21 protein-coding genes and 3 pseudogenes are annotated in these 22049 nt (G+C 71.8%); 13 read left to right on the top strand and 11 right to left on the bottom strand.

Annotated elements, in window-relative coordinates; genetic code table 11:
• The first annotated feature begins 15 nt into the window (after positions 1-15).
• Positions 16-1458, top strand: coding sequence for a lipase maturation factor family protein (locus tag AB0D29_RS09590; protein ID WP_362852972.1), 1443 nt, complete (start codon positions 16-18; stop codon positions 1456-1458).
• Here the strand turns inward: AB0D29_RS09590 and AB0D29_RS09585 are convergent.
• Both AB0D29_RS09585 and AB0D29_RS09580 read right to left on the bottom strand, forming a co-directional pair.
• On the bottom strand, positions 1444-2427 hold the full coding sequence (locus AB0D29_RS09585; RefSeq protein WP_362852971.1) for an NAD-dependent epimerase/dehydratase family protein: 984 nt from the start codon (positions 2425-2427) through the stop codon (positions 1444-1446). The genes AB0D29_RS09590 and AB0D29_RS09585 overlap by 15 nt on opposite strands.
• Positions 2428-2580: 153 nt before the next feature.
• On the bottom strand, positions 2581-2754 hold the full coding sequence (locus AB0D29_RS09580) for a hypothetical protein (RefSeq protein ID WP_351300292.1): 174 nt from the start codon (positions 2752-2754) through the stop codon (positions 2581-2583).
• Between the two features lie 296 nt (positions 2755-3050).
• Between AB0D29_RS09580 and AB0D29_RS09575 the strand changes: the two genes are divergently transcribed.
• A complete protein-coding gene (locus AB0D29_RS09575; protein ID WP_362852970.1) occupies positions 3051-3626 on the top strand; it encodes a metal-dependent phosphohydrolase in 576 nt (191 codons plus the stop codon).
• An 18-nt stretch (positions 3627-3644) separates the two neighbouring features.
• On the opposite strand, the gene AB0D29_RS09570 is transcribed toward AB0D29_RS09575, so the two are convergent.
• Positions 3645-5132 (bottom strand): SDR family NAD(P)-dependent oxidoreductase, encoded by a 1488-nt coding sequence (locus AB0D29_RS09570; RefSeq protein ID WP_362852969.1) that lies wholly within the window; start codon positions 5130-5132, stop codon positions 3645-3647.
• 292 nt (positions 5133-5424) lie between these two features.
• On the opposite strand from AB0D29_RS09570, the pseudogene AB0D29_RS09565 reads away from it, so the two are divergent.
• Positions 5425-6237 (top strand): annotated as a pseudogene (locus AB0D29_RS09565) (DMT family transporter); the annotation flags it as partial.
• A 24-nt stretch (positions 6238-6261) separates the two neighbouring features.
• Here the strand turns inward: AB0D29_RS09565 and AB0D29_RS09560 are convergent.
• A complete protein-coding gene (locus tag AB0D29_RS09560; RefSeq protein WP_362852968.1) occupies positions 6262-7578 on the bottom strand; it encodes a transglycosylase family protein in 1317 nt (438 codons plus the stop codon).
• Between the two features lie 194 nt (positions 7579-7772).
• On the opposite strand from AB0D29_RS09560, the gene gndA reads away from it, so the two are divergent.
• A complete protein-coding gene (gene gndA, locus AB0D29_RS09555; RefSeq protein ID WP_362852967.1) occupies positions 7773-9218 on the top strand; it encodes an NADP-dependent phosphogluconate dehydrogenase in 1446 nt (481 codons plus the stop codon).
• Positions 9219-9448: 230 nt separating this feature from the next.
• Here gndA and AB0D29_RS09550 read toward each other — a convergent pair whose 3' ends face one another.
• From AB0D29_RS09550 to panD, 3 genes are read right to left on the bottom strand one after another with little or no spacing between them, the layout of a single operon-like run.
• Positions 9449-10087, bottom strand: coding sequence for an aspartate/glutamate racemase family protein (locus AB0D29_RS09550; RefSeq protein WP_362852966.1), 639 nt, complete (start codon positions 10085-10087; stop codon positions 9449-9451).
• On the bottom strand, positions 10084-10443 hold the full coding sequence (locus AB0D29_RS09545) for a GNAT family N-acetyltransferase (RefSeq protein WP_362852965.1): 360 nt from the start codon (positions 10441-10443) through the stop codon (positions 10084-10086). The genes AB0D29_RS09550 and AB0D29_RS09545 overlap by 4 nt, the downstream gene beginning before the upstream one ends.
• 15 nt (positions 10444-10458) lie before the next feature.
• Positions 10459-10878 (bottom strand): aspartate 1-decarboxylase, encoded by a 420-nt coding sequence (gene panD, locus AB0D29_RS09540; RefSeq protein WP_362852964.1) that lies wholly within the window; start codon positions 10876-10878, stop codon positions 10459-10461.
• A 516-nt stretch (positions 10879-11394) separates the two neighbouring features.
• On the opposite strand from panD, the pseudogene AB0D29_RS09535 reads away from it, so the two are divergent.
• Positions 11395-11577 (top strand): annotated as a pseudogene (locus AB0D29_RS09535) (AraC family transcriptional regulator); the annotation flags it as partial.
• 47 nt (positions 11578-11624) lie between these two features.
• Here AB0D29_RS09535 and AB0D29_RS09530 read toward each other — a convergent pair.
• The 3 genes and pseudogenes from AB0D29_RS09530 to AB0D29_RS09520 all read right to left on the bottom strand — a co-directional run.
• Positions 11625-11906, bottom strand: a pseudogene (locus AB0D29_RS09530) (DUF6766 family protein); the annotation flags it as partial.
• A 162-nt stretch (positions 11907-12068) separates the two neighbouring features.
• The gene (locus AB0D29_RS09525; RefSeq protein WP_362852963.1) at positions 12069-12191 is read right to left on the bottom strand and encodes a hypothetical protein; all 123 of its coding nucleotides are present in this window, start codon (positions 12189-12191) and stop codon (positions 12069-12071) included.
• A 320-nt stretch (positions 12192-12511) separates the two neighbouring features.
• On the bottom strand, positions 12512-13162 hold the full coding sequence (locus AB0D29_RS09520) for a hypothetical protein (protein WP_362852962.1): 651 nt from the start codon (positions 13160-13162) through the stop codon (positions 12512-12514).
• Positions 13163-13368: 206 nt separating this feature from the next.
• Between AB0D29_RS09520 and AB0D29_RS09515 the strand changes: the two genes are divergently transcribed.
• Positions 13369-15756: a molybdopterin-dependent oxidoreductase gene (locus tag AB0D29_RS09515; RefSeq protein WP_362853122.1), complete on the top strand. Its 2388-nt coding sequence runs from the start codon at positions 13369-13371 to the stop codon at positions 15754-15756.
• On the opposite strand, the gene AB0D29_RS09510 is transcribed toward AB0D29_RS09515, so the two are convergent.
• Entirely contained in the window at positions 15748-16281 is a 534-nt protein-coding gene (locus tag AB0D29_RS09510) for an isochorismatase family cysteine hydrolase (protein WP_362852961.1), read from the bottom strand. The genes AB0D29_RS09515 and AB0D29_RS09510 overlap by 9 nt on opposite strands.
• Positions 16282-16874: 593 nt before the next feature.
• Between AB0D29_RS09510 and AB0D29_RS09505 the strand changes: the two genes are divergently transcribed.
• The 7 genes from AB0D29_RS09505 to AB0D29_RS09475 all read left to right on the top strand — a co-directional run bounded on the left by AB0D29_RS09505 (position 16875) and on the right by AB0D29_RS09475 (position 21737).
• Positions 16875-17273, top strand: coding sequence for an SDR family NAD(P)-dependent oxidoreductase (locus AB0D29_RS09505; RefSeq protein ID WP_362852960.1), 399 nt, complete (start codon positions 16875-16877; stop codon positions 17271-17273).
• Between the two features lie 130 nt (positions 17274-17403).
• Positions 17404-17757, top strand: a complete 354-nt coding sequence (locus AB0D29_RS09500; protein ID WP_362852959.1) for a hypothetical protein — start codon at positions 17404-17406, stop codon at positions 17755-17757.
• Positions 17754-18383: an NAD(P)H-dependent oxidoreductase gene (locus AB0D29_RS09495; protein WP_362852958.1), complete on the top strand. Its 630-nt coding sequence runs from the start codon at positions 17754-17756 to the stop codon at positions 18381-18383. The genes AB0D29_RS09500 and AB0D29_RS09495 overlap by 4 nt, the downstream gene beginning before the upstream one ends.
• A 36-nt stretch (positions 18384-18419) precedes the next feature.
• The gene (locus AB0D29_RS09490; RefSeq protein WP_362852957.1) at positions 18420-19313 is read left to right on the top strand and encodes an SDR family oxidoreductase; all 894 of its coding nucleotides are present in this window, start codon (positions 18420-18422) and stop codon (positions 19311-19313) included.
• Positions 19310-20311, top strand: a complete 1002-nt coding sequence (locus tag AB0D29_RS09485) for a PHP domain-containing protein (RefSeq protein WP_362852956.1) — start codon at positions 19310-19312, stop codon at positions 20309-20311. The genes AB0D29_RS09490 and AB0D29_RS09485 overlap by 4 nt, the downstream gene beginning before the upstream one ends.
• 162 nt (positions 20312-20473) lie before the next feature.
• Positions 20474-21034: a hemerythrin domain-containing protein gene (locus AB0D29_RS09480; RefSeq protein ID WP_362852955.1), complete on the top strand. Its 561-nt coding sequence runs from the start codon at positions 20474-20476 to the stop codon at positions 21032-21034.
• Positions 21035-21230: 196 nt separating this feature from the next.
• A complete protein-coding gene (locus AB0D29_RS09475; protein WP_362852954.1) occupies positions 21231-21737 on the top strand; it encodes a hypothetical protein in 507 nt (168 codons plus the stop codon).
• Positions 21738-22049 lie beyond the last annotated feature (312 nt).

The following is a 22049-nucleotide window of genomic DNA, read 5'->3' as shown; positions in this document are numbered from 1 at the left end:
CCGATACTGGAGGCGATGGACTGGTTCACGGCGCCCGGATACTGGCTCGCCCGGCTGGTCTTCCAGCGGGCCCTGGCCGGGATCTACCTCGTCGCCTTCGTCGGGGCCGCCCTGCAGTTCCGGGCCCTGATAGGGGCGCACGGCATGCTGCCCGTGCCGCACTACGTGCGGTACGTGCCCTTCCGGCGCGCCCCGAGCCTGTTCCAACTGCACTACTCGGACCGCTTCTTCGCCGGCTGCGCCTGGACCGGCGCGGCACTGGCCGCGGCACTGGCCGCCGGGGCCGGGGACGAGGTTCCGCTGGGCGCCGCCATGGCGATGTGGGCCCTGCTGTGGCTGCTCTACCTCTCCATCGTGAACGTGGGGCAGACCTGGTATTCCTTCGGCTGGGAGTCGCTGCTGCTGGAGGTGGGCTTCCTCGCCGTGTTCCTCGGCAACGCCCGGGCCGGGCCGCCCGTGCTGGTGCTGTGGCTGCTGCGCTGGGTGCTCTTCCGCGTGGAGTTCGGGGCCGGGCTGATCAAGATGCGCGGGGACTCCTGCTGGCGCAAGCTGACCTGCCTCTACTACCACCACGAGACGCAGCCGATGGCCGGGCCGCTGAGCTGGTTCTTCCACCATCTGCCGAAGCCGCTGCACCGGGTGGAGTGCGCGGCCAACCACGTGACCCAACTGGTCGTCCCGGTGCTGCTGTTCACCCCGCAGCCGGTGGCCTCGTACGCCGCCGGGATCATCGTCGCGACGCAGCTGTGGCTGGTGCTGTCCGGCAACTTCGCCTGGCTGAACTGGCTGACGATCACGCTGGCCCTGTCGGCCGTGGACTTCACGGGGCTCGCGGGCGCTCCGCCGGCCGCCGCCTCGCGGGGGGCTCCCGTGTGGTTCGTGGTCCTGGTCTGCGCGGTGACCGCCCTCGTGCTGTTCCTCAGCCGCCTCCCGGTGCTCAACATGATCTCGCGGCGGCAGGTGATGAACCGCTCCTTCGACGCACTGCACCTGGTCAACACCTACGGGGCCTTCGGCTCGGTCGGCCGGGTCCGCATGGAGGTGGTCGTCGAGGGCACCGCGGACCGGATGCCGCACGAGGACGGCGGCGCCTGGCGGGAGTACGGCTTCCGCGGAAAGCCCACCGAACTGCGCAGGATCCCGCGCCAGTTCGCCCCGTACCACCTGCGGCTGGACTGGCTGATGTGGTTCGCGGCGATCTCCCCGGGCTACGCGCGGGACTGGTTCGGGCCGTTCGTGGAGCGGCTGCTGGCGGGCGACCGGGACACGCTGCGGCTACTGCGCCACAACCCGTTCCCGGACGCGCCTCCCGTCTACGTCCGGGCCCTGCTCTACCGCTACCGGTTCACCACCTGGCGCGAGCGGCGCGAGACGGGGGCCTGGTGGCACCGCACGCTGGTGCGCGAGTACCTCCCGCCGACCCGCCTCGCGGACGCCTGGCTGTCAGAGCCCGAGTAGCGCGCCCTCCCGCTCCGCGGACATGCCCGGCGCGGGGCGGTCGGGGCGCTGGGGGGCGACCCCGCCGAGGGAGCGGAGCCAGGCCCAGGTGTCGGCCACGGTCTCCTCGACCGGTCGGCACTTCAGGCCGGCGGCCAGCGCCTTGGAGACGTCCCCGCGGTGCATGTGGTCGTAGGCCTCGCCCTCGGGGACCCAGACCGGGAGCTCGGTCCAGGGCTGCACGCCCGCCTCCAGGAGCCGGTCCGGGTCGGTCCAGCGCAGTTCGGCGCCGCCCCCGGTGGTGGCGGCGCAGGCGTCGAGGAGTCCGCCCATCGTGGCGTGCCCGGACGGGGAGACCAGGTTGTAGGCGCCCGAGCGCCCCGCCGAGGCGGCGTCCAGGGTCCAGTGCGCGAGGTCGCGCACGTCGATGTACTGGATCGGGAGCTCCCGCGGTCCCGGGGCGAGCACCGGGCCGCCGCGGGCGGTGCGGTTCAGCCACCACGGCAGCCGGCCGACGTTCTCGTACGGGCCGAGGATCAGCCCGGCGCGCGCCAGCAGGGCGCGGTCCGCGAAGGCGTCCAGGACGGCGAGTTCGCCGCCCCGCTTGTCCTCGGCGTAGGCGGTCGGCCCGGCGTCCGGAGAACCCCCGACCAGGCGGCTGTCCTCGGCGAGGCCGGCCGGGGCGGGGTAGGCGTACACCGAGCGGCTGGAGATGTACGCGTAATGTCCGGCCCGGTCGCGCAGCAGTCGGGTGCTGTCGCGTACCGCAGTGGGGGCGCCGCCCCAGGTGTCGACGACCAGGTCCCACTCGCCGGAAGCGAGGGCGGCCAGGCCGCCGGGGGCGGTGCGGTCCCCGTGCAGGGCCTCCGCGCCCGGCGGGGGCGCGTGGTGGCCGCGGTGGAAGACGGTCACCTGCCAGCCCCGGTCGAGGGCGTCCTCGGTGACCGCGCGTCCGACGAATTCGGTACCACCCAGCATCAGCAGCTTCATGCCGGCCAGCCTGCCCGGGGAGGGTGGGGCGGGGGAAGTGATGATCGCCCTCGGCGATGACGCTCAGGGCGTACGCGGGACGGGAACCTTCCGCAAAGGGCAGCGCCCCCGGTGCGCGTGGGCACGAGGGGGCGCTTGGCACCGCTCTACGAGCTAGTCGATACCGGGCAGGATGTGTGCTTCCGCCAGGTCGTCCTCGTAGCCGGCCAGCCGGATCGGGGCGGATCGGGCCCAGACCTCGAGGCTGCCGAGTTCGTCGGTACGGGGCTTCGCCCGCGTCACCGTCCGCTCCATGACCGTCGGTTCGGGCTTGGTCTTCTCAGTCACCGCGCACTCCTTTGTGTCGCGCAACCCGGCAAGCGGACCGCGAGCCGGGCAAGGGATAAAGGGTTTCCGGACGCGGTGGCGCCTTAGTGGAGCGCGGCCCGGATGGGGGCCGTCTTGATGCCCCAGAGTACACATATGAGCGGACCTCCGCTCGATCGGAAGGCAAAATCCGCTGCGCCCTCTTACTTTCGCTCCTAGTTCAGCAAGTCGTCGGACTGCGGGTACGTGGCGGGTGATCTGCTCGACCCCGGACGAGCAGGGTGTGACGGAGGGGGTCGGCGGTGGCGGAATCCGGGGTGCCCGAAGCTCAAGTGCCGTACGTCACAAGCGTGCTGGAGCTGATGGAGCTCCTGCGCGGCAGCCCCGACGACCGGGGTCTGCGGGCCGCGGCCCTGCTGCGCCGCTCGCACCCCTTCGACAAGGAACTGCAGCTCGCGGGCCTGCTCCACGACATCGGGCGGCTGCTCCGTCTGAGTGACGGAGCGGTTACCGTCGGGGTGGCGGCGGAGGCGATCCGCCCCCTGCTGGGCGGGCGGGTGGCCCGGCTGGTCCGGCTCTCGGGCGCCCTCGGCGGGGACGGCGCGGCGGGCTCGCCCCACGACACGGCTTTGGAATCCGGCTCCGGCCCCGGCCCCGGCCCCGGCCCCGGCCCCGGGCCCGGCCCCGGGCCGGATGCCGAGGCGGTGGCCACCCTGCGCCATGCCCGGGACTCGGCCGCCGCGGCGGACCTGGACGCGGGCGTGCTGGAGGACTGGCGGCCGCTGCTGGACCTGGTCGCCGCCGGAGCCTGCCGGGTCGGACCCGCCCGGAACGCACTCGACCCCCTCGGTGCACCGAGGGGGTCGAGAAGGTCCGTCAGGGGCCTCCCTTAGGAGCGGGAGGCTCCGCGGTCACCAGTTGGCGGGGGCGTAGTCCTTCAGGAAGACGCCGAACAGGTCCTCGCCGAGCTCGCCGCGGACGATCGGGTCGTAGACCCGGGCCGCGCCGTCGACCAGGTCGAGCGGGGCGTGGAAGCCCTCCTCGGCGAGGCGCAGCTTGTCGAAGTGCGGGCGCTCGTCGGTGATCCAGCCGGTGTCGACCGAGGTCATCAGGATGCGGTCGGTCTGGAACATCTCCTGGCCGCTGGTCCGCGTCACCATGTTCATCGCGGCCTTGGCGGCATTGGTGTTCGGGTGCCCCGCGCCCTTGTAGCCGCGGCTGAAGACGCCCTCCATCGCCGAGACGTTGACGACGTACGCACGCCCGCTGGACGCCTTCCGGGCGGCCTCCGCCATGGCCGGCCGCAGTGCGCTGATCAGGATGAACGGCGACGTGTAGTTGCACAGCTGGGTCTCGAGCAGCTCGACCGGGGAGATCTGGTCGATGGTCTGCACCCAGGTGTTGCTCTCGACGACGTCGGGCAGCAGGCCGCCCGCGTCGATGGCGGTGCCGGCGAGGTGCCGCTCCAGGCTGGCGTTGCCCGCGACCAGGGCGAGGTCGGCGACCTTCTGCGCTTCGAGCCCGCTCACCCCGACGGGCAGGGCCGCCAGGCCGTCGACCGCGCCGGAGTTGAAGGCGCCGATGACCTGGTGGGCGGGGAGCTCACCGGCGGGCAGCGGGGCGGCCTCCCCCTCGACCAGTGCCGCGTAGGCGCTGGGCAGGCGGCGCACGGTCTGCGTCGCGTTGTTGATCAGGATGTCGAGCGGACCGGCCGCGGCCACCTGGTCGGCGAGGGCCACGGCCTGGGCGGGGTCGCGCAGGTCGAGGCCGACGACCTCCAGGCGGTGCATCCACTCCGCCGAGTCCTCCATCGCCTTGAAGCGGCGGATGGCGTCCTTGGGGAAGCGGGTGGTGATCGTGGTGTGGGCGCCGTCGCGCAGCAGCCGCAGCGCGATGTACATGCCGATCTTGGCCCGGCCGCCGGTGAGCAGCGCGCGCTTGCCGGCGAGGTCGGCGCGGGCCTCCCGCCTGGCCCGGTTCTCGGCGGCGCACTCCGGGCAGAGCTGGTGGTAGAAGTAGTCGACCTCGACGTAGCGCGTCTTGCAGACGTAGCAGGAGCGCGGGCGCTGGAGTATCCCGGCGATCCGGCCGGCCTCCGTGACCGAGGAGGGCAGGATGCCCTCGGTCTCGTCGTCGATGCGCTCGGCGGATCCGGTGGCGGTGGCCTCGGTGACGGCCTTGTCGTTGGCCGTCTTGGCGGCGCGGCGCTCCTGGCGGCGGCGCTGCTTGACCGTGCGGTAGACACCGGCGGTGGCGCGGCGGACGGCGATGGCGTCGGGGTGGTCGACGTCGATCTCGTCCAGCTCTTCGAGCACGCTGAGGCAGAGCGCCAGCCGCTCGGGGTCGATGCCGGGCCCGTAGTCCTGCCCCTGCTGCCGGCTTTCTTCGGTCACCGTCATGGCCGCTGCGTTCCTTGATCACTCGTCCGCATCCGCCTGCTGCGGAAGTCCTCAAAAGGGGAACTGTACGGATCCCACGCGCCCGGAGACAAACCCGCTCCCGCAACCCTCACGGACCGCGAGCGGGCGGTCACCGTAGGGGCCCGCCGTGGTGACTCGCGGGCACGGTAGGGGTCGTGTTCCCGCCGCTGCGAGGGCCACGCTGGCGTACTCCCGTACTACGCCGGGAGTATGACCGGTGACCACCTGTGGGCGGAGGAATAGCGCAGATGGGTCGGGCATTGTGGACCTTATGAGTGCACTGGCGCTGGCGGTCCTGCTCTGTCTCGTGTCCGCCTTGGCGTACGCGGGCGGTGCGATCGTCCAGGAACGGGTCGCGGCGAGCACGCCGGACCGCCCGTACGCCCCGCTGCGGCGGGGCATGTGGTGGGTGGCAGTGGGGCTGAACGGCCTCGGTGCACTGCTGCACGTGGTCGCGCTCGCGTACGGACCGCTGAGCCTGGTGCAGCCGCTCGGCGCGCTCACCATCGTCTTCGCCCTGCCGCTGGCGGCCGTGTTCGTACGGCGCCGGGCGGGCGCGGCGGCCTGGCGCGGGGCGGTGCTGGCCACGGTGGGCCTCGCCGGGCTGCTGGCGCTGACCGGCGGGGAGGGGCGGGCGGAGCAGGCACTGGCGGGCGGCGAGCGGAACGTGCTGATCACCGTGACCGGGGCGGCGGTGGCCGTGCTGTTCGTGGCGGCGCACCGGATGCACCGGGCGGTGCTGCACAGCGTGCTGCTGGCCGCGGCGGCCGGTACGGCCTTCGGCATGGCTTCCGTGTTCACCAAGTCGGTGGCCGAGAACTTCGCCCCCGGGGCGCTGGGCGGCCTGTGGCCCGACCTCGTGGCGATCGCGGTGCTGGCGGCCGCCGGGCTGCTGCTCTCGCAGGCGGCCTACCGGGGCGCGGGGCTGACCGCGCCGCTGGCCACCGTGACGGTGATCAACCCGGTGGTCGCGGCGACGGTCGGCATCACGCTGTTCGACGAGGGCTTCCGCTACGGGGCCGCCGGCACCGCCGCGGCGGTGGCCAGCGCCCTCGTGGCGGCGGCCGGTCTGGTCCTGCTCACGGCCGTGCCCCCGCAGGTGCGGGGGTCAGATGCGGACCCCGTGGCCCCGGAGGTACTTCAGCGGGTCGATGTCGGAGCCGTAGCCGGGGCCCGTGCGCATCTCGAAGTGCAGGTGCGGGCCGGTGGTGTTGCCGGTCGAGCCGGAGCGGCCGATCCGCTGGCCTCCGGAGACCTGCTGGCCGGCCTTGACGCCGAGGGCCGAGAGGTGGGCGTACTGGGAGTACCGGCCGTCGGTGTGCTTGATGACGACCTGGTAGCCGTAGGCACCCGCCCAGCCGGCGGAGACGACCTGGCCGGGCCCGACCGACTTGACGGTGGTGCCGGTCGCCACGGGGAAGTCGACGCCCGTGTGGTAGCCGCTGGACCAGTGGGAGCCCGAGACGCGGTACGCCGTGCCGAGGCCGGCGTCGACGGGGGCGGAGAAACCGCCCGCATCCGGCTTCTGCTGCGCTGAGGCGGGCTGCGGCGCGGGCTTCTCCGCCGGCTTTTCGGCTGGTTTTTCGGCTGGTTTCGGCGGCGCGGGCTTCTCGGCGGGCTTTTCGGCCGCCGGTTCCACGGGCTTCACCGGCTCGGCGGTCCGCGGCGGCTTCTCGGGGTCCTGCCTGGCGGGCGGCGGCGTCGACGGTTCCGCGGGCGGCTTGGCCGGTCCGGCGGTGATCCGCAGGGTCAGCCGCTGGCCGGGGAAGATCAGGTTCGGGTTGGCGCCCACGGTGGCCCGGTTGGTCTCGTACAGCGCCTGCCAGCCGCCGTCGACGTGCTGCTCGGTGGCGATCGCGGAGAGCGAGTCGCCGGGCGCGACGACGTACGGGTTCGGCAGGACGGAGGTCCCCGTCGGACTGGGCGTGGCGCCCTGGGCCGGGGCCGCCGTCTTCACCGCCTGGGACGGCGCCACGGCCTTGGGCTGCGCCGCGGACTGCGCCCTGGGCTGCGACGGTGCCTGCGGGGCGACGGCCGGCGCCGGGCCGCTGCGGGTGAGGCCGGCCTTCTTGCCGCACTGCGGCCATGCCCCCGGTCCCTGGCCCTTCAGGACCTTCTCCGCGACCGCGATCTGCTGGTCCTTGGTGGCCAGGTCGGCGCGCGGCGCGTAGGCGGCGCCGCCGAAGGCCCGCCAGGTGCTCTGGCTGAACTGGAGGCCGCCGTAGTAGCCGTTCCCGGTGTTGATGCGCCAGTTGTTGGTGGACTCGCAGGCGGCGACCTTGTCCCAGGTGTCCACGGTCGCGCCGTGGGCGACCCCGGCGCCGATGAGCGGGAGCGCCATCCCCGCGCCGCCGGCGGTGACGGCCAGCGAGGCCCGGTTGATGCTGCTCGGCTGATACCGGCGGTGCCGGCCCCGTACACCCATGGGAGCCCCCATCGAAGACATCAGGAACCGCACAACCTAACGTTGCGAACAGGGCATGACAAGGGGCGCAACGGGGCGCTCGCCAGCCGTACTTGACGGTGTGTTGTCCGTCAGGAGATCCACGGGCGGCCGGGTGGCGGTAGCGTCGGCAGTCCCGCACACGGAAGCACACCGAAGCACGCAGGAGCGCAACGATGAGCACCAGCACAGCCCAGATCGGCGTCACCGGGCTCGCCGTCATGGGCAGCAACCTCGCCAGGAACTTCGCCCGCAACGGATACACGGTGGCCGTACACAACCGGACCGCCGCCAAGACCACGGCCCTGGTGGAGGAATTCGGGCACGAGGGCACCTTCGTCGCCGCCGGGTCGGCGAAGGAGTTCGTCGACGCGCTGGAGCGCCCCCGCCGCATCGTCATCATGGTGAAGGCCGGGGAGCCGACCGACGCCGTGATCCACGAGTTCGCCCCGCTCCTGGAGGAGGGCGACGTCATCATCGACGGCGGCAACGCCCACTTCGAGGACACCCGGCGCCGCGAGAGGGAGCTGCGCGAGCAGGGCATCCACTTCGTGGGCGCGGGCATCTCGGGCGGCGAGGAGGGCGCGCTGCTCGGCCCGAGCATCATGCCGGGCGGCTCCGCCGAGTCGTACGCCTCGCTCGGTCCGATGCTGGAGAAGATCTCGGCGAAGGCCAAGGACGGTACGCCGTGCGTGTCGCACGTCGGCCCCGACGGCGCCGGACACTTCGTCAAGATGGTGCACAACGGCATCGAGTACGCCGACATGCAGCTCATCGCCGAGGCCTACCACCTGCTGCGCGAGGTCGCGGGCTACTCCCCCGCGCGGATCGCGGAGACCTTCCGGGGCTGGAACCGGGGACGCCTGGACTCGTACCTGATCGAGATCACGGCGGAGGTGCTCGCGCACACGGACGCCGCGACCGGCCGCCCGTTCGTCGACGTGGTGGCCGACGCCGCCGAGCAGAAGGGCACCGGCCGCTGGACCGTGCAGATCGCCCTGGACCTGGGGGTGCCTGTGTCGGGGATCGCCGAGGCGGTCTTCGCCCGCGCCGTCTCCGGCCACGCGGACCTGCGGACGGCCGCCCGCGGGCTCGCGGGCCCGACCGCCGCCGCGCTCGCGCCGGAGGCGGCGGAGGCCTTCGCCGCGCAGGTGGAGCAGGCGCTGTACGCGTCGAAGATCGTCTCGTACACCCAGGGCTTCCACCAGATCCGCGCGGGCAGCGAGGAGTACGGCTGGGGCGTGGACCTGGGCGCTATGGCCTCGCTGTGGCGCGGCGGCTGCATCATCCGGGCCGCGTTCCTCGACCGGATCCGGGCGGCGTACGACGCCCGGCCGGAGCTCCCGAGCCTGCTGGCGGACCCGGGCTTCGCGGACGAGATCGGCGCGGCGCAGGACGACTGGCGCGCGGTGATCGTGGCCGCCGTCGGCCAGGGCATCCCGGTCCCGGCGTTCGCGGCCTCGCTCGCGTACTACGACGCCCTGCGCGCCGAACGGCTGCCGGCGGCCCTCACCCAGGGGCAGCGGGACTTCTTCGGGGCGCACACCTACCGGCGGACCGACCGCGAGGGCTCGTTCCACACCCTCTGGAGCGGCGACCGCACGGAGGTCCGCACGGACTGACGCCCGAGACGGACAGGGCCTAGCTGAGGGGCCCGGGCTGGGGGATCGGCGCGGGTCCCGGAGGCGGGGGGATCGGGTCGGGCTCGGGCACCGGTCCGGGCACGGGCGGCACGGGCCGCGGCATGGGCTCCGGATCGGGGAAGGGGCCGGGTCCCGGGACCGGCGGCTGCGTCTGCTCTACGTTTCGTCCCATGGTGTTCAGTTTCCCGCGATGGCGGCGGGTACGCCCCCTACAGCGGCGCCCGACGCAGTGCCAGTCCGGCGGCCAGGCCCGGGGCCGGGCTGGACAGCACCGGGACCGGGCTCGTGGTCAGGGCGGCGGCCCCGGCCATGGAGGCCTGGGCGAGCACGATGACGTCGGCGCCGGTGACGACATCGGCGGCCGCGGCCACGCGGGTCAGGTACCCGGCCGTGTCCCCCGCCTCGAAGCGTTCCCAGGCCCCGGCGACCAGGTGCGTACGGACGGACACGCGCCGCTCGCCCGCCTCCTCGGCCAGCAGCTCGGCGGTCGGGGCGAGCGTGGACTCCAGGGCGGCCAGTACGGCGATCCGCGGGCCCGTGCGCACCGCCGCGGCCGCCATCGGCCGGTCCACCCGCAGCACGGGGGCGCCGAGCCGCGGAGCCAGCGACTCCGCGGTCGTGCCGATGGTCGAACAGGTGACGAGCACGGGCGCGGGCCCCGCCGCGGTCAGCTGGGCCAGGAGGGCGGGAGCCACCGCCCGGGGGCCTTCGGCGCGGGCCCGTTCCAGCAGCTCCGGCGCCACCAGGTGCCGCAGTACGGCTCCCGGGTGGTGCCGGTCGCGCAGCGCGTCGAAGACCGGGACGTGCACGGGCGAGGTGTGCAGCAGGACCAGGCCCGGCCGGGTCACCAGAGGTCGCGGTCCGCGTCGAGCTGGGCCTTGGCCGCCGCCACGACCTCGGCGGCCGGCTCGGGCGCCTCGTCGGGGTGCTTGGCGGCCCAGCTGGCCGCGTAGGGGCAGAGCGGCACCACGGGCACGCCCTCGGCTGCGGCGATCCCGTAGAAGGTCCGCACGAGCCCCCCGGCGATGCCCCGGCCCTCGTGGGCCGGCTCGACGACGGTGTGCACCGCCACCAGGGCGTGGGGTGCCTCGGCGAGCACGAAGTAGGCGATGTATCCGACCACCGCCTCGCCCTCCACGGCGAGCAGCCGTCCGGCCTTGCGCTCGTCCTGGAACTCGATCGGTGTGCTCTGGCTCTGCGGCATGGTCCCCGACTCCCGTCAGACAGCCACCGCGTGGGGGCTGCGCTCCTGATCCGTACCCGGCACCGGGGCGGAGGGATCCGCGCCCAGCTCGACGATCCGGTTGTCGCCGTCCACGTGCACGACACGGGGCTTCAGCGCCCGCGCCTGCGCGTCCTCGACCTGTGCGTAGCTGATGAGGATGACCAGGTCCCCGGGGTGCACCAGATGGGCCGCGGCCCCGTTGATCCCGATGACCCCGGACCCGCGCTCGCCCTCGATGACGTAGGTCTCCAGCCGGGCCCCGTTGGTGATGTCCACGATGTGGACCAGCTCCCCGGGCAGCAGATCGGCCGCGTCCAGCAGATCGGCGTCGATGGTCACGGAGCCGACGTAGTGCAGGTCGGCCTGGGTGACGGTGGCCCGGTGAATCTTGGACTTGATCATGGTGCGCAGCATTTTGAACTCCTAGAAGACGGCTCCCTGCCGGCTTTCTGCAGGTCAGGGGCGGTCTCACCCTACACTGACACGCGTTAGATCGAAGATTAAAAGGAACATCGATTCCCGCTGCCGAGAAGGCTCCCTGCCTGGGCATCCGTGCGGGCCAGGCAGTTGTGGCGCCGCCGCCCAGGCGTCGAACGGACAGCCACTTCAAAATATTCGGGGAACGATGCTGACCAGATGCTGACCTACCTGACGATGCATCAGGCGTGTCAGGGATACCGGACAACTCGCTGCGCGGACCCTGGTGCCGAAGGCAGAAACTTGATCGCCGCGGCTACGGATGAACCGGGGGTTCCGCTGGGGTGGTCCGGGACTTACGAGGACGCGCACGATTGAGCTCGGGGCGTTCAGCTGGCGGTCTTGGACTGTGAGAGCTGTGGCAGGTATGCCACCAGCCGCCGATTGGCCCGTGACCCGGGCTTGGCGCATACGAGAGGCTTGATGCCCGGACGTCATACTCAGGGAGTTGCGATGCAGGTGGCCGTGGTCACCTTCGACGGGTTCAACGAGCTTGACAGTTTCATCGCCTCAGCGTTGATCAACCGGTGTCGCAAAGACGGCCTGGAGGCCTTCATCACCACACCCGTGCCCGTGATCATGTCGATGAACGGAGTCGAGGTGACCGGGCAGCGCCCGATGGAGTTCGTCACCGAGCGGGCGTAGAGGGTTTGGCGCCAGTCCTTGGTGCCCGCCCAGCGCGGCGAGTCGGGGCGCGCGTGGTCGCCCATGCGCTGCTCCTGCTCGCTTTCGTTACCGGCTTTGTGGACCTTCTTGGACTCCGGGGAGCCTCGCTGGACGAGGTAGACGGTGCCGAAGATGTAGAGGAAGAACTGCAGGAACTCTGATTCCCAGTTCTCGGTGACGTCCACGGCGAAGTCGGATGACGTCAGGTATTCGCCGAAGCTGAGCGGCTGGAGGCCGTCGACCGCCATCTGTTCGTTGAACTCGGCGTGCCCGGCGATGGCCTGGCAGACGAGGACCACCAGGAAGGCGATGCCGAAGGCGAGGGTCAGGCTGTTCTCCCGCCAGAACCCTCTGCGCGTTTCGCCGGCTGTCGGTCATCGCTGGAGCACCCCGATGGTAATGAAGTAGCCGAGCCCGCCCAGGATGACCACCAGGGTGGCGACGAACAGGATCCGCATGCCTCATACCCCCTTGATCAGGCAGTCGTAGGGCTGGTCGGGCCGCGGTGTGCAGCCGGCGGCCACGACCTTCCAGCCTCCGGTGAACAGCGACAGGAACAGGGTGCCGCCCGTTATACGCACCATCGCCTGCCGCCCGTACGCCTCTACCCCTTGGAGACCGCGAGTGCTGGCCGAAGCTCGAGCACCCTCGCACAGTGCTCATCGCCCCGACTCCGCACACGCCGCCGGGAGGGAAATGGTCACTCACCTGGAGGCAGGGGCGAAGCCCCCGCCGGGCCGGCGGCCCGTGGCCGCCTTTCCGCATCGCCTGTCGGTCAGCCCGTCGGACACGTCGTGCGAGCCGAGCACCGCAACCCCGGCGGGGGTCATGCCGATCGCCTTCCGCACACGCGCCGCCGAACGGCTGGCGCCGTACCAGTACGCCCAATGGGGTTCAGTGCCGCTCACAGTTCTCGGCGTTCTCCTGGCTCGATGCCTTCGCCGACAGCGTCGTAGCGGGGGCCGCGGCGTCCCACGGGGAGGACAGGCCGGTGCCGGGCGTCCTCCAACGCGAAAGCCGCCGCCGCGTACAGGGCGGCCACCGTCACGATGAGCCCGATGACGCCGGCGGTGTTCTCCCATCCCCGTGCCCCGGTCAGCTCGTGGATCCCGGCCGCGCACAGCCGCAGCGCGGCGCAGCCGATGACGGCCGTGGCCGCGAGCTTGCCGGTGCCTGCAGCGGCGATCGGTACGAGTAGGCTCGCGGCGGTGACCAGCAGAAACATGCCGAGGACGTGCCGTGCACCGGGTACGGGGCCGACGCTCAGAAGGCCACCCTGGACGAGCCAGCTCCCGGCCAGGACGGCCATGGCCGTGCCGAAGGCGGTGTCCCTGGCACGAAAGCCCAGTATGGACGCCAGGATCTGCAGCGGGAAGGCGAACGCGATCATGATTACGGCGGCGGCGTGCTGTTCAGGTGGCAGCGCCCATCCGAGCTGGAGGCCCGCGGTGACGAACGCAGCTCCCGCCAGAGCCAGAAAGCCCAGCGGTACGGGAGTGCCGAGGGGCCGCACGACGGTCGTGGTGACGTGGCGCGGCAAAGTTGGCGCGGCCATGATCCGTTCTCCTTCCGGCCGGCAACTCGTGCGGGCAAGCCTGCCCGCCTTCGGCACCTGCCCCGCTCCGCCGTGTGTCACGCCTGCGGCGCGAGCCGTGTCAGGCGGCGCGCACCGGGTAGGCGCCGCTCATCGAGGGTTCGGCGGCGCCGCCGCCCTCTGCAGGCGCCGCCCGGTGCAGGGGAGCGGCCATGAGGCGGAATCCGGTGGACGCGTCCGCCGATCGGATCGGCGATCCGTGGGGGGCCCGCACCCCCTACGGCCGGGGCGGGCAGTGGCCCGTACGTACCGACTCCTGCCTGGCGACGGGGGTGGCCGAGGGTGAGGTCGACGTGTGGGTGCGGTCGGCATCGCTCCTGCATTCCGATGGTGACGCCATGGACATCGCCGTCCGGGATGGCAGGATCGTGGGGGTTCGAGGCCGGGCCGGCGACCGCGTCAACCGGGGCCGGCTTGAGCCGAAGGACCTCTACGCGTGGCAGGCCAACGGCTCCCCGGACCGCTTGACCCGGCCGCTGGTCCGCGAGGGCGGACGCCTCGTGGAGAGCGACTGGCCGACGGCGATGGGGCGCATCGTCGCCAGGACGCGGGAGCTCCTCGGTTCCCATGGGCCGGACTCGGTCGCGTTCTACACGTCCGGGCAGCTCTTCCTGGAGGAGTACTACACCCTCGCGGTCCTCGCCCGTGCCGGGATCGGCACTCCGCATCTGGACGGCAACACCCGCCTGTGCACGGCGACGGCGGCGGAAGCGCTGAAGGAGTCCTTCGGCAGCGACGGCCAGCCCGGGTCGTACGAGGACATCGACCACGCGGATGCGATCGCCCTGTTCGGGCACAACATCGCCGAGACACAAGTCGTGCAGTGGATGCGGATCCTGGACCGGCTGGGCGGTCCCGACCCGCCCCGTCTGCTGTGCGTGGACCCGCGACTCACCCCCGTGGCGCGCCAGTCAGCCGTGCACCTCGCGCCCCGACTCGGCACCAACGTGGCGCTGCTCAACGCCCTGCTGCACGAGGTCATCCGGCACGGCTGGACCGACCCCGGATTCATCGATGGGCACACGGTCGGCTTCGAGAACCTGCGCGAGCAGGTCGAACCGTGCACGGCGCGATGGGCCTCGGGCATGTGCGATGTGCCGGCGGCGGCGATCGAGGAGGCAGCCGAGCTGCTCGGCACCGCCGACCGCCTGCTGTCGACCGTGCTGCAGGGGTTCTACCAGGCCAACCAGGCGACTGCCGCGGCCGTCCAGGTCAACAACCTCCACCTGATCCGCGGCATGCTCGGCCGTCCCGGGGCGGGCGTGCTCCAGATGAACGGCCAGCCCACCGCCGAGAACACCCGCGAATGCGGCGCCGACGGGGATCTGCCGGGCTTCCGGAACTGGCAGAACGAGGCACACGTGGCCGACCTCGCACGTGTGTGGAACGTGGAGCCGTCAGAAATCCCCCATGACGGACCGCCCACCCACGCCATGGAGATCTTCCGGCTGGCGGAGGAGGGCTCGGTACGGATGCTGTGGATCAGCGCCACCAACCCGGCCGTGTCCCTGCCCGAGCTGGCGCGGATCCGCTCCGTCCTCGCCCAGGAGCGCCTGTTCACGGTCGTCCAGGACCTGTTCCTGACCGAGACGGCGCAGTTCGCCGACGTGGTGCTGCCCGCAGCGACGTGGGGTGAGAAGACGGGCACCTTCACCAACGCCGACCGCACCGTCCACCTGTCCGAAAGGGCCGTGGACCCACCCGGCGACGCCCGCCCGGACCTGGACATCTTCCTCGACTACGCGGCCCGCATGGGGTTCGAGGACAAGGACGGCGGCCGCCTGGTCCACTGGAGCGACCCGGAGGAGGCGTTCGAGGCGTGGAAGCGGTGCAGTGCCGGACGGCCCTGCGACTACACCGGCCTGAGCTACGAGAAACTCCGCGGCCCCAGCGGCATCCAGTGGCCGTGCACCGAGCACGCCCCCGACGGCACGGACCGACTCTATGGGGGCGGCGTGGACTGGGCGCACCCGGACCGGTGCGAGACGTACGGGAAGGACCTGGTGACCGGCGAGCCGCTGGGCGAGGACTGGTACCGGTCGACGAACCCGGACGGGAAGGCGCTCATCAGGCCCGCCCCCTACGTCCCGCCGAAGGAGTGGCCGGACGAGAGCCACCCCTTCCAGCTGACCACCGGACGCACCCTCTACCACTTCCACACCCGCACCAAGACCGGCCGGGTGCCCCAACTCGCGGCCGCGGCCCCGGACGTGTGGGTTCAGATCGCGGCCGCCGACGCGACCCGCCTCGCACTGGCAGAAGGCGACCTCGTGGAGCTCACCACGCGGTGCGGTGCACTGCGCGGGCGCCTACGCATCGGCGCCATCCGCCCCGGCGTCCTGTTCGTCCCCTTCCACTACGGGTACTGGGACACCCCTGCCGGCAACGCCCCAGCCCCGGGTGCTGCGGGGCGTGCCGCGAACGAGCTGATCGCCACCGCCTGGGACCCCGTCTCCAAACAGCCACAGTTCAAAACCGCCGCGGCCGCCCTCACCCTCGTCGAACGAGCCGACGGCTCGGCGCGGCCAGCGCGGAACGCGCCGCCGTCAGTTTGATGGTGCGTCCTCGAAGGTGATCTCGCCGCTCGGGTGAAGCTCGGCCGACATGTTGCGTTCCATCATGCGCAGGGCCGCGTCGGCGAGACCGGCATCGATGTGGGCGACCGCGTCGAGGGCCACGACGACGTCGAGGTGCCGGATGTGGGCGTCCAGGGCCGAATACAGCACGCACTGCTCGGTCACCTGCCCGCACAGCACTACCCTGTGGACATCCAGCTGGCCCAGCAGGTAGGCCAGGGGCGTTTCGAAGAAGACCGAGTGGCGCGCTTTGACGACGAACAGGGATTCCTCGTCCGGGGCGATCGGCTCCACCAGGTCGGCATAACGGCCGGCCAGGGCGGCTTCGAGGATCTCGCCGTGGTGGGAACGCCAGCGGCCGAAGTTGTCGTTCACGTACACGACCGGCGCACTGGCTTCCCGCGCCCGTTCGATCAGTACCCCGACGCCCGGAAGGGCTTCGCGAACGGACTTCACGAGTACCTCGGCGTCCTCGTGCTCGTAGGTGTTGAGCATGTCGATCACGATGAGCGCCGTGCGTCCGACACCATCCCTTCCCACCACGCGGTCCAGGGGGCGGCCCCCGGGAGCGTCACCGCCACTCACGGGCGTCGCCCGTGCCCGGGCGCGACCGGCCGGACGTGCGCCTCGGACCATGCCTGAGCCGGCGAGGGGTGGACGCGGACAGGACCGGAGGTATTCGAGGCGAGCTGGTCAGCGGCAGTCGGTGAAGTCGTCACGAGGGCGAAGCCGACGCGATGCTCCCGGGCTGCTCGGTGGGCCCGCAGGACCGTACTGAAAACAGCCGGTGTCCACCCTCCCTGGGCAGCCACGACAAGGTGAGCCGGGCGGTGAGCCCGCAGAAGTTCCTCGACGGCCGGCGTCACGGCTGCGCGGTGGCGTACGGCCAGGGCAGGGGCGAGACGCACCACGAGAACGCCTTCGTCGAAGGTGTGAGTCAGCAGCAAGGCGGGGTCCTTCATCCGGGGAAGAAGACGAGACGGCGGTGCAGGCAGTCTGCTGCCTCGGCCGAGGCCTGATGCCTCGGCCACGCCGCGTACGGCTCGGGTCGACACGTACGCCTGGGCATGGTTGCCCAGCACGGGTAGATGCGGAACATGACCCAGAACCGAGAACCTGCGGTAGTGACCGGCGCGTCCAGTGGTATCGGGTTCGAGCTCGCCCGGCAGCTCGCCGAGCGGGGTTTCGACCTGATCGGGAACCCGGCCGATGAGGAGCGCCTCCGTGCCGCGGCGGAGGAGATCGGGCGGCAGACCGGAGCGCGTGTGCAGCCCGTGCGGGCGGACCTGCTCAACTACGAGGAGGCAGAGCGTTCCCTCGGGGCGGTGGCCTCCGCCGGACGTCCGGTGGCCGTGGCCGCGCTGCACGCCGGCGTCGGGGAAGAGGAGTGTTTCTCGATACGGACCTGGAGGACGAGTTCGAGATCGTCGACTGAACGTGCGTTCCACGGTGCACTTGGCCAAACGGCTGCTGCGGTCGATGGCCGCGGCGGGTGAGGGACGCATGCTGATCGCGTCGTCCCTTCCACCATGCCGGGCTCGTTCCACGCCGTGTACAACGCCTCGGAGTCGTCCTGCAGTCCTTCTCCCAGGCGCTGCAGAACGAGCTCGAGGACACCCCCTGACGGTGACCGCCCTCATGTCCGGTCCCACGGACACCGGCTTCTTCCGGCGCGCCGACATGGGGGACACCAAGGTCGGCCAGGGCGATAAGGACGATTCCGCCCAGGTGGCGCAGCAAGGGCTCGACGCTCTCTTTCCCGGCAAGGACAAGGTCTTCGCCGGATCGTTGAAGACCCGGGCACAGGGCATGGCTGACAAGATCCTGCCCGACAGCCTCGAAGCAGAAGGCCACCGCCGGATGGCGGAGCCCGGATCCGCCGACCAGTGGCCGCCCCTGGGGCAGGTCCACCCTCGATCGGCGGTTGTCACCGTGCAGGGCGGGATACGTCCTGGCCATCGGGGTAGCCGGATCACATGAACACCACGATTGAAACCACGCCGCTGCGCGCTGTCGCCCTGGTCTGCACGCTTTCGCCGTCGCCAAAGCCGTCCAGCTCGCAGTTGCTGGCCGAGCAGACCATGGCCGCCCTGTCCGATCACGGTGTCACGGGCAAGGTGATCCGCATTGCCGATCACGACGTCAAGCCGGGCGTCGAGGTCGACATGGGGGATGGTGACGCCTGGCCGGAGATCCGCGACACGATCCTGGGCTGCGACATCCTGATCTTGTCCACGCCGATCTGGCTCGGACACCCCTCCAGCATCGCGCAGCGTGTTCTGGAGCGGCTCGATGCCGAGCTCGGCGAGAGCGACGACGAGGGCCGGATGCTCACCTACGGCAAGGCCGCCGCGGTGTGTGTGGTCGGCAACGAGGACGGCGCCCACCACGTCAGTGCCGAACTCTTCCAGGGTCTCAACGACGTCGGCTTCTCCCTCGCCCCGAACGCCGTCACCTACTGGGTCGGCGAAGCCATGCAGGGCACCGACTACCAGGACCTCGACGAGACGCCCGAGAAGACCGCCGCGACGACCAAGACCCTCGCTGCGAACACCGCGCACCTCGCACGCCGCCTCAAGGGCGCCACCTATCCGCCCTCTACCTGACCCCCCGCTCACCTGACCGGCCGGAAGGAGACCGCGATGCCCTCCCAGAACCAGCCCCGCCTCACCGATCCCGTGTCACTCCACCCCCGCCCCCCGTTCCCCGAGCAGGACCAGGACCATCCCGGCTCGACCGAGGCGATGGATCCCCGCCCCGACCACGGCGAGGACACCTACGAAGGCCACGGTCTGCTGCGCGGCCGCAAGGCGCTGGTCACCGGAGGGGACTCCGGGATCGGCCGGGCCGTCTGCGTGGCCTTCGCACGGGAAGGCGCCGACGTCGTCTTCACCCACCTGCCCGAGGAAGCCGACGAGGCCGAGGAAACCGCCCGCCTGATCCGCGAAGCCGGGCGCACAGCGGTGGCCGTCGCCTGCGACATCCGACACGAAGGCGAATGCACCGCCCTCGTCGACAAGACAGTGGGCGAGCTGGGCGGCATCGACCTGCTCGTCAACAACGCCGCCTACCAGATGGCCCAGCCGGACGGGATCGAGGCGATCACCACCGAGCAGTTCGACCGGGTGATGAAGACCAACCTGTACGGAATGTTCTGGCTCACCAAGGCCGCGCTGGCCCACATGCCGCGCGGCGCCTCGGTGATCAACACCGCCTCCGTACAGGGCTACCAGCCCAGCCCGCACCTCCTCGACTACGCCATGACCAAGTCCGCGATCATCTCCTTCACCCACAGCTTGGCCCAGATGCTCGCCGAGCGCGGTATCCGGGCCAACGCCGTGGCGCCCGGACCGGTCTGGACCCCGCTGATTCCGGCGACGATGCCCGACCCGACGAAGTTCGGCGAGCAGTCGCCGCTCGGCCGGCCCGCCCAGCCGGCGGAAATGGCACCCGCCTACGTCTTCCTCGCCTCCGACCAGGCCTCCTACATCACCGGCGAGATCGTCAATGCCACCGGCGGAACCCCCCTGCCATGACACCGGACGAAGCCCTGCGCCGGATCGCCTTCCTCCTCGAATGGCGCGGGGCGTCCCCCTACCGGGTGCGGGCCTTCCACACGGCGGCCGACGCCGTCCGCGACCTGCCTCCGGGCCCGGTGGACGCCGCACAGGCCGAACAGCTGCGCGGGGTGGGCCCGGTCACCGCCGAGGTGATCGCCCAGGCATCGACCGGGGCCGTGCCGAGCTACCTCGGCCGTCTGGAGGCCGAAGCCGACCCGGCCGCCCAAGCCGGCTGGGACCTCGCGGCCGCCAGCACCGGCGACTGCCACCTGCACTCCGACTGGTCGGACGGCGGCAGCCCGCTCGAAGACATGGCCGACGCCGCCCGGGCCCTGGGCCACCGGTGGGCCGTCCTGACCGACCACTCACCGCGGCTGACGATCGCCCACGGACTGAGCCCGGACCGGCTGAGGAGCCAACTGGAGGCCGTGGCCGCGGTGAATTCACGAATGGGCCCGGACTTCCGGCTGCTCACCGGCATCGAGTGCGACATCCTCGACGACGGCTCGCTCGACCAGGACGAAGACCTGCTCGGCCGGCTCGACATCGTCGTGGCATCCGTGCACTCCAAGCTCCGCTCGGAACCCGAACCGATGACCGCCCGCCTCCTGGCCGCCGTACGCAACCCGCATGCCGATGTCCTGGGACACTGCACGGGACGAATCATCACCGGCCGGGGGCGCCCGGAATCCCGCTTCGACGCCGATGCCGTGTTCGCCGCCTGCGCGGAAGCCGGCACCGCTGTGGAGATCAACTGCCGGCCCGAACGCCGCGACCCCCCGGACGACCTGCTCGCGCAGGCCGCCGCCGCGGGCTGCCTCTTCGCCGTGGACACCGACGCCCACGCCCCCGAACAGCTCCACTGGCAGAGCACGGGCTACGCACGTGCGGCACGGATCGGCCTGGGCGCGGACCGGCTGATCACGACCTGGCCGCTCGACCGGCTGCTGACGGCCAGAAGCGGAAAGCAGTGAACCGCCCGCCTTCTCCGCCGCGCGGCGGAGAAGGCGCACGGCAGCTGCCTCCTCCGAGCGGGTGAGCTGACCCGTGTGACCGGGCGCCTCCAGGTCCGGCGGGGAACCGATGGGTTCGGGCCGGACAGGCCCGGCCCGAATCCGAACACACACGGAGGCGACATGGGACACGGCGGAAATGTGATCGACGAGCTGATGGCCGACCACCGGGAGGTGGAGGAGATGTTCGCGCGGATCCAGGCCATGACCGGCGGCGGGCAGGAGCTCCGCGACCTCATCGACGAGATCACCATCGAGCTGGTGCGGCACTCGGTCGCCGAGGAGCAGTACCTCTACCCGGCGGTACGCGAGCACGTCGAGGGCGGCGGGCCGATGGCGGACAAGGAGATCGAGGACCACGGCCGCGTCGAGAAGATGCTCAAGCGCCTGGAGAAGATGAGCACCGACGACGCGCAGATGAGCCCGCTCCTCCAGCAGCTCATGGAAGAGGTCGCCGCCCACGTACAGGACGAGGAGACCAACCTCTTCCCGATGCTGAAGCAAGCCTGTACCGCTCAGCAGCTGGAAGATCTCGGCGACAAGATCCGCCGTGCCAAGACCATGGCGCCCACCCGCCCGCACCCTGCCGCCCCGAGCAGCCCCACGGCCAGCAAACTCCTCGCACCGGGCGCCGGCCTGGTAGACCGGGCACGCGACTTCGTGACCGGCCGCGGCAAGTCCTGAACCCCCCGCCCAGGGGCGACGGGCCGGCATGTGCGCGCCCGGGCCCGCCGTCCCTGGGCGGTCGGTGACGTGCGTCATGCCGCACGCCTGCCGCTCCGGGCTACCCTGGTCGGCCACGAGCGGAGCGGCGCAGCTTCGCGCCGCAGCTCGCGGGCCCGACACGGGCCCAGGCGAGCACGCCCCCGAGGAAGCCGCCGTGTCCGCCGATCTCGCACCCGTCATAGCCGCTGGCACCCGCTGGCTGCTGACCGCCTTCCCGCCCGCCCCGGGCGCGTTCAGCCAAGCCTTGGCCGAGGCCCAGGCCCGGCAGGCCGTCACCCTCGCCTCAGCCCTGCGGTACCCGACCCTGATGGACGCCGAGCTGCTGCACCTCCTCGGCCCGGGCGGGAGCGCCCGGCTGGACTGGCTGACCGGCGCCGATCACCGCCACGACGCCGACGCGGGATGGCGGACATGGGTGGACGAAACCGTCGTCAGCTGGGCCGCCTGCCTCCTCGCCGCCCCCGCCCTCGCCGCCGACGCCCACCACCACCTCGTCGACCGTGGCCAGGCTGGTGAGCTCACCCGTCTCACCCGCCCCGGCGACCACGAACACGATGCCGCGCCGTTGCTGCGCCACCCCGACCTCCTCGAGCCGATCGCCTCCCTCCACCGGGCGCTGCTGCATGACCTGCTGGACAACGAGAGCGCCGCTCTGGGGTAGGGCAGGGCTCTGCCACAGCAGGGGCTCGGCGAATCCAGCACCGGTTCGCGCGATGCCCGCCCTCCGCGGCCATTCCCGAGCAGCCGGGCACCGCGGCACGCCAAAGCGAGGCCGACGGCACGCGGGGCCGGCCTGGACGGGGCGCGCCCGGGTAAGGGTGTGGGATGGTGGAGGGGATGGACCATTGCAGTTCCGTCGCTTGTGGTTCCGTCGCTCGAGTCTCCGTAGTCGTTCGCGGGCGGACAACGGGCACGTGCGTGCTGCCCTGGTAGCGCTTTGCTCGCCGGATGTGGACATGAGCCGCGTGGCGGG

The sequence above is a fragment of the Streptomyces sp. NPDC048424 genome, assembly GCF_040651555.1.
GTDB lineage: Bacteria > Actinomycetota > Actinomycetes > Streptomycetales > Streptomycetaceae > Streptomyces.
This window is presented reverse-complemented; position numbering and strand designations above follow the sequence as displayed.